Annotated in this window: 14 protein-coding genes and 1 tRNA gene; 3 read left to right on the top strand and 12 right to left on the bottom strand. The window is 54.5% G+C overall.

From position 1 onward, the window contains the following. Positions 1-123: 123 nt before the first annotated feature. The 3 genes from E0L35_RS13655 to E0L35_RS13645 form a co-directional block, all read right to left on the bottom strand. Positions 124-1794 carry an AMP-binding protein gene (locus E0L35_RS13655; RefSeq protein ID WP_138800542.1) on the bottom strand — a complete coding sequence of 557 codons (1671 nt, stop codon included), beginning with the start codon at positions 1792-1794 and terminating at the stop codon, positions 124-126. 212 nt (positions 1795-2006) lie between these two features. Then, the gene (locus E0L35_RS13650) at positions 2007-2786 is read right to left on the bottom strand and encodes a class II glutamine amidotransferase (RefSeq protein WP_027958452.1); all 780 of its coding nucleotides are present in this window, start codon (positions 2784-2786) and stop codon (positions 2007-2009) included. Between the two features lie 63 nt (positions 2787-2849). Then, positions 2850-3275, bottom strand: coding sequence for a hypothetical protein (locus E0L35_RS13645; protein WP_138800541.1), 426 nt, complete (start codon positions 3273-3275; stop codon positions 2850-2852). 62 nt (positions 3276-3337) lie between these two features. On the opposite strand from E0L35_RS13645, the gene E0L35_RS13640 reads away from it, so the two are divergent. Then, positions 3338-5440 (top strand): prolyl oligopeptidase family serine peptidase, encoded by a 2103-nt coding sequence (locus E0L35_RS13640; RefSeq protein WP_138800540.1) that lies wholly within the window; start codon positions 3338-3340, stop codon positions 5438-5440. Positions 5441-5455: 15 nt separating this feature from the next. On the opposite strand, the gene E0L35_RS13635 is transcribed toward E0L35_RS13640, so the two are convergent. The 8 genes from E0L35_RS13635 to grxD all read right to left on the bottom strand — a co-directional run bounded on the left by E0L35_RS13635 (position 5456) and on the right by grxD (position 11505). Further along, positions 5456-5911, bottom strand: coding sequence for a YcgN family cysteine cluster protein (locus tag E0L35_RS13635; RefSeq protein WP_041159210.1), 456 nt, complete (start codon positions 5909-5911; stop codon positions 5456-5458). A 31-nt stretch (positions 5912-5942) separates the two neighbouring features. Then, a complete protein-coding gene (locus E0L35_RS13630; RefSeq protein WP_138800539.1) occupies positions 5943-6521 on the bottom strand; it encodes an ACP phosphodiesterase in 579 nt (192 codons plus the stop codon). 12 nt (positions 6522-6533) lie between these two features. Beyond that, positions 6534-6848, bottom strand: coding sequence for a YcgL domain-containing protein (locus E0L35_RS13625; RefSeq protein WP_022522914.1), 315 nt, complete (start codon positions 6846-6848; stop codon positions 6534-6536). Beyond that, entirely contained in the window at positions 6848-7981 is a 1134-nt protein-coding gene (gene rnd, locus E0L35_RS13620) for a ribonuclease D (RefSeq protein WP_138800538.1), read from the bottom strand. The genes E0L35_RS13625 and rnd overlap by 1 nt, the downstream gene beginning before the upstream one ends. 47 nt (positions 7982-8028) lie before the next feature. Then, the gene (recR, locus tag E0L35_RS13615) at positions 8029-8634 is read right to left on the bottom strand and encodes a recombination mediator RecR (protein ID WP_009288010.1); all 606 of its coding nucleotides are present in this window, start codon (positions 8632-8634) and stop codon (positions 8029-8031) included. Between the two features lie 3 nt (positions 8635-8637). Continuing rightward, positions 8638-8964, bottom strand: a complete 327-nt coding sequence (locus E0L35_RS13610; RefSeq protein ID WP_022522912.1) for a YbaB/EbfC family nucleoid-associated protein — start codon at positions 8962-8964, stop codon at positions 8638-8640. 75 nt (positions 8965-9039) lie between these two features. Then, positions 9040-10992, bottom strand: a complete 1953-nt coding sequence (gene dnaX, locus E0L35_RS13605; protein WP_138800537.1) for a DNA polymerase III subunit gamma/tau — start codon at positions 10990-10992, stop codon at positions 9040-9042. A 162-nt stretch (positions 10993-11154) separates the two neighbouring features. Continuing rightward, positions 11155-11505 carry a Grx4 family monothiol glutaredoxin gene (gene grxD / locus E0L35_RS13600; RefSeq protein ID WP_022522910.1) on the bottom strand — a complete coding sequence of 117 codons (351 nt, stop codon included), beginning with the start codon at positions 11503-11505 and terminating at the stop codon, positions 11155-11157. 261 nt (positions 11506-11766) lie between these two features. On the opposite strand from grxD, the gene argF reads away from it, so the two are divergent. Further along, positions 11767-12687 carry an ornithine carbamoyltransferase gene (gene argF / locus E0L35_RS13595; RefSeq protein ID WP_009288008.1) on the top strand — a complete coding sequence of 307 codons (921 nt, stop codon included), beginning with the start codon at positions 11767-11769 and terminating at the stop codon, positions 12685-12687. Between the two features lie 73 nt (positions 12688-12760). Here the strand turns inward: argF and E0L35_RS13590 are convergent. Further along, positions 12761-12836 (bottom strand) — tRNA-Ala (locus tag E0L35_RS13590). 196 nt (positions 12837-13032) lie between these two features. Here E0L35_RS13590 and uvrY point away from each other — a divergent pair. Beyond that, the gene (gene uvrY, locus E0L35_RS13585) at positions 13033-13683 is read left to right on the top strand and encodes a UvrY/SirA/GacA family response regulator transcription factor (protein WP_138800536.1); all 651 of its coding nucleotides are present in this window, start codon (positions 13033-13035) and stop codon (positions 13681-13683) included. Positions 13684-13702 lie beyond the last annotated feature (19 nt).

The following is a 13702-nucleotide window of genomic DNA, read 5'->3' as shown; positions in this document are numbered from 1 at the left end:
GCATTTAACAAGAGATATTAGTAAGAGTTATAAAAAATCAACCCGCTCAATTGAGCGGGTCGTATAGTGTAACGCTTTCAGCGCCGCGACGCCTAACCACAGCGCCGAGTCGTCATGTAACGGTTACGTTTTTGAGGGCTCTTCGTCGCGCAGCTGGCGGCGGAGCACTTTACCCACGTTGGTTTTGGGCAACTCATCGCGAAACTCTATGAATTTCGGCACTTTATAGCCAGTGAGCTCTTTCTTGCACCAGTCGCGTAGTGTTTTTTCATCTAGCTGGTCATTTTTACTGACCACAAACAGCTTGATGGCTTCGCCAGCATTTTCATCTGGCACACCGACCGCGGCAGACTCAAGTACATCTGGGTGGGCTGCCACCACATCTTCAACTTCGTTGGGATAAACATTAAAGCCAGAGACCAGGATCATATCTTTTTTGCGATCAACGATGCGGATATAGCCATCATCCTGCAGCACAGCGATGTCGCCGGTGCGGAACCAGCCATCCTCATCGATGGCGTCACGGGTTTCATCTTCACGCTGCCAGTAGCCTTTCATCACCTGTGGCCCTTGCACGCACAGTTCTCCCGGCTCGCCCAATGCCACGTCGTTGCCATCGGCGTCGACGACTTTTACCGCGGTGCCTGCCACGGGCTTACCGATAGTGCCCAGTTGGATCGCATCGGTCGGGTTGAAGCTAACAATGGGAGAAGTCTCGGTCAGACCATACCCCTCGGCAATTGGGCAACCGGTGGTTTTTTCCCAACGCTGCGCCGCTGCTTTGGTCAGCGCCATGCCGCCGGAGATCGTCAGTTTCAATTTGGAAAAATCGAGCTGCTTGAAATCGTCGCGATTACATAGCGCATTAAACAGCGTATTGAGGCCGATAAAAGCGCTAAAGGGCACCCCCTTGAGCTCTTTGATAAAACCATCCAGGTCGCGAGGATTAGTGATCAGCAAAGAGTGGTTACCGGTTTCCATTAGGAACAGGCAGTTAACCGTAAAGGTATAGATGTGATAAACCGGTAGCGGTGCGATAACCAACTCTTCGCCATCGGTCAGATGAGTACCAATCGCTTCCCGCGCTTGCAGCATATTGGCGATGAGATTGCGATGGGTCAGCATTGCGCCTTTTGGCATACCCGTGGTGCCACCGGTATATTGAAGCGCGGCTAAATCGTCGGGGCTCTTCTTGACCTCGGTATGACTTAGCGAGGCACCTTTTTTTAGCGCATCACGGAAGCCAACCGCACTGGGCAGTGAATAAGCAGGCACCATTTTCTTAACGTGCTTGACCACTGCATTGATTAACCAGCGCTTGGGCACATCGTGCAAGTCAGCTAGCTGGGTGACGAGCACATGCTTGATATCTGTTTTATCGAGCACTTTCTCCAGCTTGTCCGCCATATTGGCCAAAATCACAATGGCTTTAGCGTTGGAGTCCTTGAACTGGTTGGCCATTTCCCGCTCGGTATATAGCGGGTTGGTGTTGACCACTACCAAGCCTGCGCGCAGTGCACCGAATACCGCCACAGGAAACTGCAGTACGTTGGGCAACTGGATGGCGATACGATCACCGGGAACGAGGTCGGTTTCATGCTGTAGCCATGCAGCAAAGTCTGCAGAGAGGCGGTCAAGATCAGCGAAAGAGAGCGTTTTTCCCATACAGGAAAAAGCTGGCTTGTCCTTAAAGCGTGTTACTGCGTTATGAAAAACATCCGTGACTGAATCGTACTGATCCAACCCTTCAAGCGCTGGGCCACGTAAAACGGCGGCGTTGGCGTGTTCGCTCATGGGCAATCTCCGCTATTGGCGTCGGCGTAAGTCACCGACCTTGTTGTTGTCGCTAGGCTCTATCTGAAAAAATAGGTTAAGAAGCCCAACGATATACGACCTCTAACAGGCTGTAAAACGATCGATTGAAACTAACGTTTCAACTTTAGCCCATAGTCGGGCTCACTTGATTTTCTGCTGCGTCCCTCATTCCAATTTAGTAGATCGTTTCTTTATGGACAGTAACGCGCCTGAATTTCTCCATCGCGCCAGACCAATAGCTCACCCGGCACCATGCGCTGCCAGGCTTCATTGTGCGTGAGCGGTTCAGTGGCAATTACTGAAACGATGTCGTCAGGCGTGGTATGTTCGGCAAAATTCACCGTCATCTCGGCGTCGGAGAGTTCCGCCTCGCCGAAGGGCGCGCAGCGGGTAATATGTGCAAGCTTCGTGGCGCAAAATGTATATAAATAGCCGCCATCGGAGAGCAGCATATTGAACACGCCCAGCGCTCTTAGCTGCTCACATAGCTGGTGCAAGCGCTCCCACAGCGTTGTGGGATCTGCTGGCGGGCAAGGAAATTCACGGCGAATCTCCCCCATTAACCAGCAGTAGGCGTACTCGCTATCGGTGCTGCCAACCGGGGTGTAGTTTCCTAACGCTAAACGCTCCCAGCCACTTAATTGCCCATTGTGAGCATAACACCAGGGTCGCCCCCACATTTCGCGCGTGAAAGGGTGGGTATTGGCAAGCTTTACGCCCCCCACGTTGGCCTGGCGAATGTGACTGATCACCACATTGGACTTAATCGGGTAATCGCAAATTAGCCGGGCGATAGGGGAATCGACGGAGGGATGGGGGTCGCGAAAATCGCGGTAACCGCCCTCTTCGTAGAAGGCAATTCCCCAACCATCGCGATGAGGGCCGGTGCCCCCACCGCGATGCAAAAAGCCCGAAAAGCTAAAACAGATATCGGTGGGCACATTGGCGCTCATACCCAGCAGTTCACACATACGCTTTACCAATACATAGACACCCGGCGCTCTCTGCAAAAGCATGGAACCTAAACACAGGCATTAACCAATCACCGGTTCGCGACGGCGTGGTGATTCGCTTTCATCGGCACTCTCTTCTTCCTGGGCGACATACTCATCGTCCCCAGGACGGCGCCACCACCACAGAGCAACGCCAATCAGCGCGCCTAATGCCATCCCTAACACCAGCCACATTAGCCCGCCACGAAGTGCTGCGCCGTTGTTTTCTAAAAACCCAACCGCCGCCACCATCGCCGAAGGTGCCCAACCGGTATAGAATTCACCCTCTTCTATTAGCGGCAGCCGGAAAGTGGCGGGTGCCCATATCGCCCCTGCCACCATCCAGGTCAGTACAAGACGTGGCAAGCGAGGCAGAAAAGTGAACGCAAAGTAGACTGCGATAATCACTAACAGCGACAGCCCGTAATAACTCAACCACAGTAGTGGCGTTGAATTTGCAAACAGCATAATACCCCTCATATGGGTGAACTCACCCGACGTTGATTTCCCGTTATGGTACCTATCAATTTATGAAAGCACAGCAAGGCATACCTTCAGGCTTACCCGCTGCACACTATTATCGCGCTAATGACCCGCAATGGCACTGGTTAGAAGAGCGCGACGACCCACAGGTCAGTGCCTTTTTAGAGGCCGCTAACCAGCAACAAGCCGATTGGTTTGCCCCGCTTTCCCCGCTGGAGGAAGCGTTATACCAGAGTCACCTGGCGCGCCGCGAATTAGCCGTGACCAGCCTTAAGACAACGCTTGACCACTTCACGTTCTGGAACGAAACCAGTGCCGAAGATGATTACCCCTGCTGGTGGCGCCACCCCAATCGCCAGCCTGAACAACAGGAATGCTTTTTCGACGTTAGAGCCCGTGCCGCCGAGCAAGACTTTTACGACATGGGCGATATGGCGCTGTCACCCGATGAGCAGTGGTTGGCCTGGACAGAAGATACTCAAGGCGACGAGCGTTTTACTCTGTGGCTGAAAGCGCTGCCTAACGGAACGCCCGTGCAACTATTAAGCGATATTGGTGCGGGGCTTTGCTGGGCAGAAGATCAAACTGCCACTACAGCGACGCTGCTGTTCACGCGGTTTGACGACACTCAGCGCCCAGACAGCGTTTGGCGGCTTGCGCTTTCACTGATGGAGCCTGATGCTGCAAATGAGCCAGTATTGGTGCTACGGGAAGAGGATCCTGAGTTTTGGCTCGGTATTGGCAAAACGCGCTCGCGGTCGTGGCTGCTGCTAGAAAGCGGCTCAAAAGACACCAGTGAAATTCACCTATTGGCCGCTCACTCTCCTGATTCGGCCCCGCTGTGTATTCAGCAGCGCCAGGCGGGGGTTGAGTACAGCATTGATCACCGACCAGGCAGCTTTTACCGCCTGCATAACCAGGCAGGTGCTCACTTCCAGCTCGACTTTCTGCCCGAAAGTCAGCTTGGTCAGCCCCAATTGAATTGGCAAACGTTAATCACCCACCGTGAAGAAGCCACCCTGGAAGGTGTTGATGCGTTCTCTTGGGGGCTGATGCTGGCTGAGCGCGACCATGCCCAAGCGCAAGTGCGTTTGCGGCGTTTACTGTTTGATGCCCAGCATAGCTGCACCCTGGATGAGACCCTGGCACTGCCTGAACAACCCTGCTCGCAGATGCTGGAAGATGCCCCGCACTTCGATACTCAGGTAGTGCGCCTGCGCGAAGAGTCGTTTACCCAGCCGCCCAGCTGGTTTTCACTCGATCTAACCAGCGGCGAGCGGACGCTGCTGAAACGGGTACCTGTTTACGGCAACTTACAGCCGGAACAGCTCATCAGTCGCCGCCTTTGGGCCACCAGCAGCGACGGTGAGCAAGTGCCCGTATCGGTGGTGATGCGCGCCGACCTGGCAGATCAGCCCTTACCCACGCTGCTGTATGGCTACGGCGCTTACGGTGAGGCTCTCGACCCCTGGTTCTCGATCGCCCGGCTGGAACTGCTTGAGCGCGGTGCGGCCTTTGCCGTTGCTCATGTGCGTGGCGGCGGCGAGCGCGGCGAACCCTGGTATTTAAACGGCAAGATGGCCCACAAGGAGAACAGCTTTAACGATTTCCTGGCCGCCCGGGAAGCGCTTGTGGAGCAGGGTGTCAGTGATTCACAGCGCATAGCGGCCTATGGCGCCAGCGCTGGAGGGCTGCTGGTCGGCACCTGCATTAATCGTGCCCCGGAAAAGTTTTGCGCCGCTCTGCTAGACGTGCCCTTCTTAGACGTGCTGCGCACGATGCAGAACCCGGAGCTGCCTCTGACGACCGCGGAGTACAGCGAGTGGGGCAACCCTGAAGAACCAGAGGTCGCCGAGCGAATAGCCGCTTACTCACCTATCGATAACATTAAAGCGCAGATATACCCTGCACTATGGATTGAGGGCAGTTGGTTCGACACCCGTGTCAGCTACTGGGAGCCCGCCAAGTTTTATGCCCAGGTGACACAGCAGCAGCTGGGTTCAGCGCCGATTTTGATGCGTACCGATATGAGCAGCGGCCACGGCGGCGCATCCGGTCGATTCAAAGCGTGGCGCGATACCGCCCGCCAAGACGCGTTTATTCTCTGGGCGCTGGGACTGCACTCGCAAGCATCTTCAACTGCTGAGTAAAGTGCTCGAAGGGAACTACATCGGCAGCACGGCAATAATATGCGACTCCAATTGCTGCTCGGGCACCTCATCTTGGGACACCGCAAAGCTGCGTACGCTGACGCCTTTGCGGTGAACCCGCTCGGCATCATTGCTTAACAGCGGATGCCAACCCGCCAACTTGCGCCCTTCAGCCACCCGCCGATAACCACAGCTCTGCGGCAGCCAGGTGAACTCTTTAACCAAGGCAGGCGTCAGTTGGGTGCAGTCGGGAACGGTTTCAAAGCGGTTCGCATAATCGCTGCACTGGCAACTGTGAATATCCAGCAAGCGACAAGCAACGTTCAGTACTGCTAACTCCTGAGTATCCTCGTCGTGCAACTTTAGCAGGCAGCACTGCCCACAGCCATCGCATAACGCTTCCCACTCCTGGGGCGTCAACTCTTCGAGGGTAAAGCGCTCCCAAAAACGTTCGCGCATTGCGGTCTCCATCGTCTCCTGGCTCATTATTACGAAAAACTCATTATGATGGGGGTGTATCTTGGTGGCTTAATTCAGCCAATAGTTCGGGCCATAGGGTCTGGAAATCGGCCTCTAACGCTTGATAATCGTCGTACAGCCAAGGCACTAAAGCAGCCAACTGATTGGGGCCAGACAAACGCCGCCCAATCCCGGCAACGGCCCGGCAGGTAAACGCAAAGTCAGCATAGCCTCTTAGCCAGTCCTGCTCGACGAGAATCGGCATCATACCGGCCAGCCGGTTCGGCGCGGTACGGGCGGAGAGCAGTCGATAACAACGCTCAATAATCGCGTCCTGATCCGCCTGCCCTGCCGTATCTCGAGCCAGAAAATGATCCCACACCATATCCAGGGCTATCCCCGCATAGCGCCGCTGCCCTGTTGGCGCACGGCGCCGTGCATTAACAACGCTAGGATGACTATCCACCCAGGCATCTACCCGGCGGTGATGGCGAATGCCCAGTGCAGTAGCAGCAGGCCAATCGGCCAAATTGCGCCCCTTAACGCCATCAGCAATTAAATTGCCGTAGAGGAAATCATCGCTACCAGCGCTCACCAACCACGCATGGGCAAGAAAATTCATAGCCGGATGGCGCTACTGTTCGTCAGAGCGGGCATCAGAGCGCGAAGCCACATGGGCACGATGCACGTCGAGCAAATAGGCCTCTTTCGGCGGCGGCATTTGCAGGTAGAACCCTTTGTCTTTAATCCCTTCCACCACGTCTGCCGCATTAACCCGTGACAATTTTTTGTCAGCGGTCAACAGCATGGTAAACACCGGTACAGGCTTGCCGAAGGTTTCAAGTAATTGCGCAGGGACGTCTGCAAATCCTTGACGCTTATCGACATATAAATACATTTCATCTTTACGCGAGCTTTTAAAAACCTCGCAAATCAGCTTGTCGCTCATTATGCTCGCTCCTCAAGGGCCTGGGCCAACGCGCCATTCAGACATTCGCCACGCCAACCGGTCGGCCAGGTGAGAGGTTCCCCTGCCAAGTCCTGCATCACCAGTGTTTCAATATCACGGCGGCGCATGAGCATTTCCGGTGCCACACCCAAGTCATTAGCTTTAGCGGTTACCGCCTTCTTGAGTGCTTTAAAGCGTGATTTGAACGTCGGGTGCATGGGGTCTGGCCAACGCTTGGGCAGCGCCTCTTCATCACAGTGCTGGGCCTGTTTGACCATTGCCAGCAGTGCGTCACCCTCTTTTTTGATCAGCACCGGTTTAACGCCTTCAACCTCAGCGAGCTCGAAGCGATTACTGGGCATCTTTTCGGCGATCGCAAATAGCAGCTTGTCGCTAATCAACCAGTTGCGCGGCAAGTCACGACGGCGTGTCTCGCCTTCACGCCAGGTGGTCATCAGCCGATACGCTTCCATTTGCCGGGGCGTCAAGCGCCACAATTGGCGTTGACGGGTATACCACTGCTGGTCGTTATCGACGCTGCGGCCCGCCTGTTCAATTAAGCTAGCACACTCAGCGTCTACCCATTCACGCCGCCCCAACATGGCGAGTTTTTCAGCCTGGAGCGTCCAGACTTTTAACAAATAGATCACATCCAGAGCAGCGTACTGGCACTGCGCAGGCGACAGCGGGCGTAATAGCCAGTTTGAGCGGGTCTCTTCCTTAGGCAGGGTTTCGCCGACCCAAAATTCGACCAGCTTTTGATACCCCATTCCAGGATTTTCGCCTAAAAATCCTTGTACTACCTGAGTATCGATTAACGGTTCCGGCAATACACCTGCCCAGTGCTGGAAGACTTCTAGATCTTCGCTGCAGGCGTGCAGTAACTTGATAGCACTATTTTGCAGCAGGGCTCGGAATTTATCAGTACACGGGACGGCTACCGGATCAATCAGATAAGCCTCTTCCCCCGCGGTGAATTGAACCAACGCCGGCACTGGAAAGAACGTGTTCTCTCGGAAAAACTCGGTATCCAGAGCAATTACAGAAGCATCGGCTACTTGCTCACACGCTGCATCGAGCGCCTCTGGAGTATCAAGCCATTGATAAGAGGGGGTCAGAGAGGACAAAAGCATTCTTCCAGGTTGGCGCAAATACTAAAGCATTTGCGTTTTAGGTAGGCTTATTCACTGGCAAACGGCAAGCGACCATTAAATGCACGGCTCAAAGTGCCGCCATCTACGTACTCCAGCTCTCCACCCATGGGAACGCCATAGGCAAGCCGCGAGAGTTTGACACCGTGTTCTGCTAGTAGCGAAGCAATATAATGGGCGGTCGCTTCACCTTCGATGGTGGGGTTAGTCGCCAACACCACCTCTTCGATGAGCCCTTCTGCAACACGCGCTTCCAGTAAGTCTAAACCGATCGACTCAGGCCCCACGCCATCTAGCGGCGAAAGGTGCCCGTGGAGCACAAAATAGCGCCCCTTAAAACCACCGGCTTCTTCAATCGCCAATTGATCGGCAGGCGACTCCACCACGCAAAGTAGTGCATCATCGCGCCGCGGGCTTTCACACAGCATGCAGATCTCTGCTTCAGTGAGCGTGCGGCAGCGCTGGCAGTATCCAACTTCATCGATCGCTTGTTGAATAACCGCCGCCAGACGCTGCCCTCCAGGACGCTCACGCTCCAGCAAATGCATCGCCATGCGCTGAGCCGTTTTGGGCCCAACGCCTGGCAATACGCGAAACGCATCCATTAACTGCTCAACGAGAGGAGAAAAACGCATTGCTTAGAACGGCATCTTAAAGCCGGGCGGAAGGTTCAAACCTGCCGTCGCTTCTTCCATTTTCTGTTTAGAACTGACTTCCAATTTGCGCACTGCGTCATTGACCGCCGCGGCTAGCAAATCTTCCAGCAACTCTTTGTCCTCTTCCATGACGCTGGGGTCAATGGTCACGTTTGAAACGTCATGGCGACCGTTCATGGTGACCTTGACCATACCGGCACCCGCCTCACCCTGGACTTCGGCTTTGGCGACCTCTTCCTGGGCTTGCTGCATTTTTTCCTGCATCTCTTGGGCTTGCTTCATTAAGTTGCCCATTCCACCTTTAAGCATGGTCTGATCTCCAACATACGTAGTTAAAAGGTATAGCTAAAACGAGTGTTTCTATCACGCGTCTAGAAAATGAGCTTAGCGCATAGCGTTGGCAGGCTTTACGCTGGATTCTATCAGCTTTGCCCCAAACGCCTGCTGTAACTTTTGTACATGGGGGTCGTGATTGAGTAGATCAACCGCCTGGGCATGACGCTCTTTATTAAGACGCTCTTCGCGCTGCCGTGGCGTCTCAAGGCTATTAGACAACTCGGCAACGTAAAACGCTATTCGCCTTGGCATGCCCTGCTCTTTTAGCGCCCGCTCAATGCGGGTTTGATGTACTTCCGCCTGCATGGCCTCTTGGCTGGGGTCGAGGCGCAGCGTCAGCAGCGTACCGTCGTCACTCTCGACCAGGCAGTTACCCGCCAAATTACGGGTTAAGCCACCCAAGCCAAGAGAATCAAAGCACTGCAACCACTGCGCATTATCCAGCTTGCCAGACTGAATGTCCGGCCGGCTTTCTGGAAAGGCTTCTGGCGCTAACACCGTTGAGGGCTCCACCGTTTGTGGCTCGGCATCGGGTGAAGGCGCTGAGGCTGGCACTGGCTCAGTAGCAAGTTCTGATTCAGACATAGCCTCTGGCTCAGAGGCTTGCTGGGGAGCTTCCACCTCAGACGCTTGCGTATCCGCTTCGACTGCCCAAGGCGGTGGCTCTTGCAGCGGCGGCTCCTCTTCAGCGGCAGACGCTGTCTGCTCAGGGCTTGGCTCTAATGGCGTTTCAGGCTGAGCGCCTGGTGTGGAATGGACTTCTGGCTTTGCATCAGCTGCTGGCGAGGGCTGCGGCGCCGGTGATGGCGTCTCTGCTACTTGGGCACTCGTTTCGGTCGCTGCCGATTGAGAAGGCTCGCGGCGAAGCGGTAGCGGGGTACGCGGCGGTTTCGGTACACCCTGAGGGCGAAATGCCAACATACGCAGCAACGTCATCTCTAACGCGCTGCGCAAATCAGGAGCGTGCACCATGTCCCCACGCCCCTGAATACCAATCTGGTAATAGAGCTGAATGTCTTCAGCAGTGAAGCGGCTTGCCAGCTGCAGGATAGCATCACGATCACCGTGGCTGTTATCCACGGCATCCGGCACCATCTGCGCCACTGCCAAGCGGTGCAGTATGCTCGATAGCTCATCCAACACCGCGGCAAAGTCCGGGCCTTGCTCGGCTAATTCGGCCACTTCGGAGAGCAGGCGCTGTACATCCACATCGGCCAGAGATTCTGCCAGCCCAAGAATATGGCGATGATCCAGGGTGCCCAGCATGGCGGCCACATCCGCATGACGAACGGCCCCCTGGCCAAACGCAATAGCCTGATCGGTGAGGCTCATGGCATCGCGCATTGAGCCTTCCGCCGCCTTACCCAATAGCCACAAGGCGCTTTCATCAAAAGCGACGCCCTCTTCACCCAACACATAGGTGAGATGCTCCACCACGCGCTCTGGTGGCATATGTTTGAGGGTAAATTGAAGACAGCGTGAAAGTACCGTCGGCGGCAGTTTTTGCGGATCGGTGGTCGCCAACAGAAATTTAACGTGAGGGGGAGGCTCTTCCAGCGTTTTCAGCAGCGCATTGAAACTGCTGGTGGAAAGCATGTGCACCTCATCGATCAGGTACACCTTATAACGCCCTTGGGTAGGCGCATACTGGACATTGTCCAGCAGTTCCCGGGTATCTTCTACTTTGGTTCTTGACGCCGCATCGACCTCAATAAGATCAACAAAGCGCCCTTCATCAATTGCCTGACAGCTATCGCACTGCCCACACGGTGTAGAGGTAATGCCCTCATCACCACGTCCGTTAGCCGTGCAGTTCAAACACTTGGCAAGAATACGCGCCAAGGTGGTTTTGCCCACACCGCGAGTCCCCGTAAACAGGTAGGCATGATGCAAACGACCCTGATCCAGGGCATTGACCAAGGCGCGTTGAACATGGGCCTGGCCCACGAGTTCGTGGAATGTGCGAGGCCGCCACTTACGGGCCAGAACCTGATAACTCATGAAGCTGTACTTCCTTCGGCGGGCTGACTTGCCCCACGCTGTAGCCAGCGTGGGGCAAAGGCCACGATGCATAACAAAGACGATGCGAGAACAAACGCCATTCTAACGGTTGCACCGCAGCCCGCCAACCGCCTGAATAAAGCGGGCTATTTTAGACAACGCCTAGGCGTTATCACCACCTTCCGCCGCACCAGCACGCTCAGCAGCGGCTTTTACTAGCTTTTCCAGCTCGCCACTTTGATGCATCTCAACCACGATGTCGCAACCACCCACCAGCTCGCCTTCTACCCACAGTTGTGGGAAGGTCGGCCAGTTAGCAATTTTGGGCAGCTCGGCGCGAATATCCGGATTATCCAGAACGTTAACGAACGCAAAACGCTCGCCACAGCTCATAAGCGCTTGGACGGTCTGGGCAGAAAACCCACACTGAGGCAGTTGGGGCGAACCTTTCATGTAAATCAGGATCGGATTTTCGCTAATTTGACGCTGAATGTTTTCGGCAGTTGTGCTCATACTATTTCCTCGCTTATTGATGACCGATGCCCTCTCACTCATCTACTAGGCTTAGCCCTTGAACCAGATCCTTGAACCTGATTCTAAAACCTAGCCCTTGTAATGGGTACTTGAGACTAGTACTTAAGAAATCGTACTTAGAATAGTACCTGAGTAGAGCGCTCGGCTTTAACGTGTATATGGCATTCTACGCATGCCGTTCGCGTTGCGCATCCCCTGCAGCATAGCTAGGATAGTGTTTTTGCGCGGAGAGAAGCCCTTATGGCGACACGCCATTTCCTGACCTTGCTAGATTTGACCCCAGATGAGCTGGACTATTTGATCCAGCGTGCTATTACGATCAAAACTAATCTAAAAGCCCAAGGTCCTGTTTACACACCCTTCCCCAACCGTACCCTGGCGATGATCTTTGAAAAATCATCGACGCGTACACGGGTTTCGTTTGAAACGGGAATGGCACAGTTTGGCGGCCATGCACTCTTTCTCTCCCCCCGCGATACTCAGCTGGGTCGTGGCGAACCAATTGAAGACACCGCTCGCGTACTGTCTGAAATGGTCGATGCGGTGATGATTCGCACCTTCTCCCACGCTGGGCTGGAAACCTACGCCAGCGCCAGCAGCGTACCGGTGATTAACGCCTTAAGCGATGACTACCACCCCTGCCAGCTACTTGCCGACGTGATGACCTGGACTGAGCTACGCGGCAGCGTAAAGGGACGCACAGCAGTGTGGATTGGTGATGGTAACAACATGTGCCACTCCTGGATCAATGCCGCTCGCCAATTCGGTTTCCATCTGCGCATTTGCTGCCCGAAAGGCTACGAGCCCCGAGCCGATATTATGGCGGCCGCTGGCGATCAAGTAACGCTGCTGCACGACCCTCAGGAAGCGGTAAAGCACGTCGACCTGATCACCACCGACGTTTGGGCCTCCATGGGCCAAGAGGAGGAGCAGGCGAAACGTGAAGCCGACTTCGCAGGTTTCCAAGTTACTGAAGCCATGCTCGATCAGGCAGACCAAGACGTCCTCTTCCTGCACTGCCTGCCTGCCCATCGCGGAGAAGAGATCAGCCACACGCTGCTCGACGACCCACGTGCCGTGGTTTGGCAGGAAGCAGGCAACCGCCTGCATGCACAAAAAGCGTTGATCGAGTTTTTGCTTCTGGGTAAGGTCACTGAATAAACGATTTACTGCAAACAAAAAAAGCCTCGTTTAAACAACGAGGCTTTTTTCTAATATTGGGTGAAATTTTTGTTGGTGGAGCCTAGCGGGATCGAACCGCTGACCTCAACACTGCCAGTGTTGCGCTCTCCCAGCTGAGCTAAGGCCCCACGTGCTGTCTTTCCAACAGCGAGGCGGATACTACGGTGAACATTTACCGCGGTCAAGTTTTTACATCAGCAGCGGACAACTAATTCTCCTTTGTCGTTAGCTGTGGCACTCTATATGCACATATAGTTAACAAGATAGAGTAGTGTCCAAGGCCAACGCCTGAGTCCATGATGTTTCCAAGCAGGAGCCTGTCCATTGATCAGTGTACTTATCGCCGATGATCATCACCTAGTAAGAACCAGCATTGCTCACCTGCTAAATGAAGAGTGTGACATTAAAATTGTGGGCGAGGTCGACGATGGCGAAAGTGCAGTAACACAGTGTCGCCATTTAAAACCCGACATCGTGTTGATGGATATTCGCATGCCGGGCATAGGCGGGCTCGAAGCCACTCGACGCATTCACCGCAACATGGAAGACGTGAAGGTCTTGATCTTGACCGCGCATATGGAAGACAGCGTGCTGCGCCGCATGCTTGAAGCAGGTGCTTCAGGCTTTTTAAGCAAAGGTGCAGATGCGATAGAAATGACCGATGCCATTCGCCAAGTGTTTCATGGCCGCCGCTATGTCAGTCAGGAAATTGCCCAACGCCTGGCGCTTTCGCACTTCACCGAGGAAGATAATCCGTTTAGCCACCTCTCCCACCGTGAGCTACAGATTGCCCTGATGATCGTTAACTGCCAGCGAGTGCAAGATATCTCCGACCGCCTGCACTTAAGCCCTAAAACGGTAAACACCTATCGTTACCGACTCTTTGATAAACTACAGGTTGCCACCGACGTCGAGCTTACTCACTTAGCGCTCCGTCACGGGCTGATCGAGGGGTTTGACGCCACCCAAATATAACCCCTATCTTCCCTGCTGT

Source organism: Halomonas sp. ATBC28 (assembly GCF_005937175.1).
GTDB classification, from domain to species: domain Bacteria; phylum Pseudomonadota; class Gammaproteobacteria; order Pseudomonadales; family Halomonadaceae; genus Vreelandella; species Vreelandella titanicae.
The sequence above is the reverse complement of the archived record's forward strand: the minus strand, read 5'-3'. Positions and strand labels throughout refer to the sequence as shown.

Bases quoted from the DNA above. Each gene is read 5' to 3' on its own strand.
- E0L35_RS13645 (WP_138800541.1), bottom strand. From the start codon at position 3,275: ATGCTGTTTGCAAATTCAACGCCACTACTGTGGTTGAGTTATTACGGG.
- E0L35_RS13640 (WP_138800540.1), top strand. From the start codon at position 3,338: ATGAAAGCACAGCAAGGCATACCTTCAGGCTTACCCGCTGCACACTAT.
- argF (WP_009288008.1), top strand. From the start codon at position 11,767: ATGGCGACACGCCATTTCCTGACCTTGCTAGATTTGACCCCAGATGAG.
- recR (WP_009288010.1), bottom strand. From the start codon at position 8,634: ATGCGTTTTTCTCCTCTCGTTGAGCAGTTAATGGATGCGTTTCGCGTA.
- dnaX (WP_138800537.1), bottom strand. From the start codon at position 10,992: ATGAGTTATCAGGTTCTGGCCCGTAAGTGGCGGCCTCGCACATTCCAC.
- E0L35_RS13625 (WP_022522914.1), bottom strand. From the start codon at position 6,848: ATGAGCGACAAGCTGATTTGCGAGGTTTTTAAAAGCTCGCGTAAAGAT.
- rnd (WP_138800538.1), bottom strand. From the start codon at position 7,981: ATGCTTTTGTCCTCTCTGACCCCCTCTTATCAATGGCTTGATACTCCA.
- grxD (WP_022522910.1), bottom strand. From the start codon at position 11,505: ATGAGCACAACTGCCGAAAACATTCAGCGTCAAATTAGCGAAAATCCG.
- E0L35_RS13630 (WP_138800539.1), bottom strand. From the start codon at position 6,521: ATGAATTTTCTTGCCCATGCGTGGTTGGTGAGCGCTGGTAGCGATGAT.
- E0L35_RS13655 (WP_138800542.1), bottom strand. From the start codon at position 1,794: ATGAGCGAACACGCCAACGCCGCCGTTTTACGTGGCCCAGCGCTTGAA.
- E0L35_RS13635 (WP_041159210.1), bottom strand. From the start codon at position 5,911: ATGGAGACCGCAATGCGCGAACGTTTTTGGGAGCGCTTTACCCTCGAA.
- E0L35_RS13650 (WP_027958452.1), bottom strand. From the start codon at position 2,786: ATGTGTGAACTGCTGGGTATGAGCGCCAATGTGCCCACCGATATCTGT.
- E0L35_RS13610 (WP_022522912.1), bottom strand. From the start codon at position 8,964: ATGCTTAAAGGTGGAATGGGCAACTTAATGAAGCAAGCCCAAGAGATG.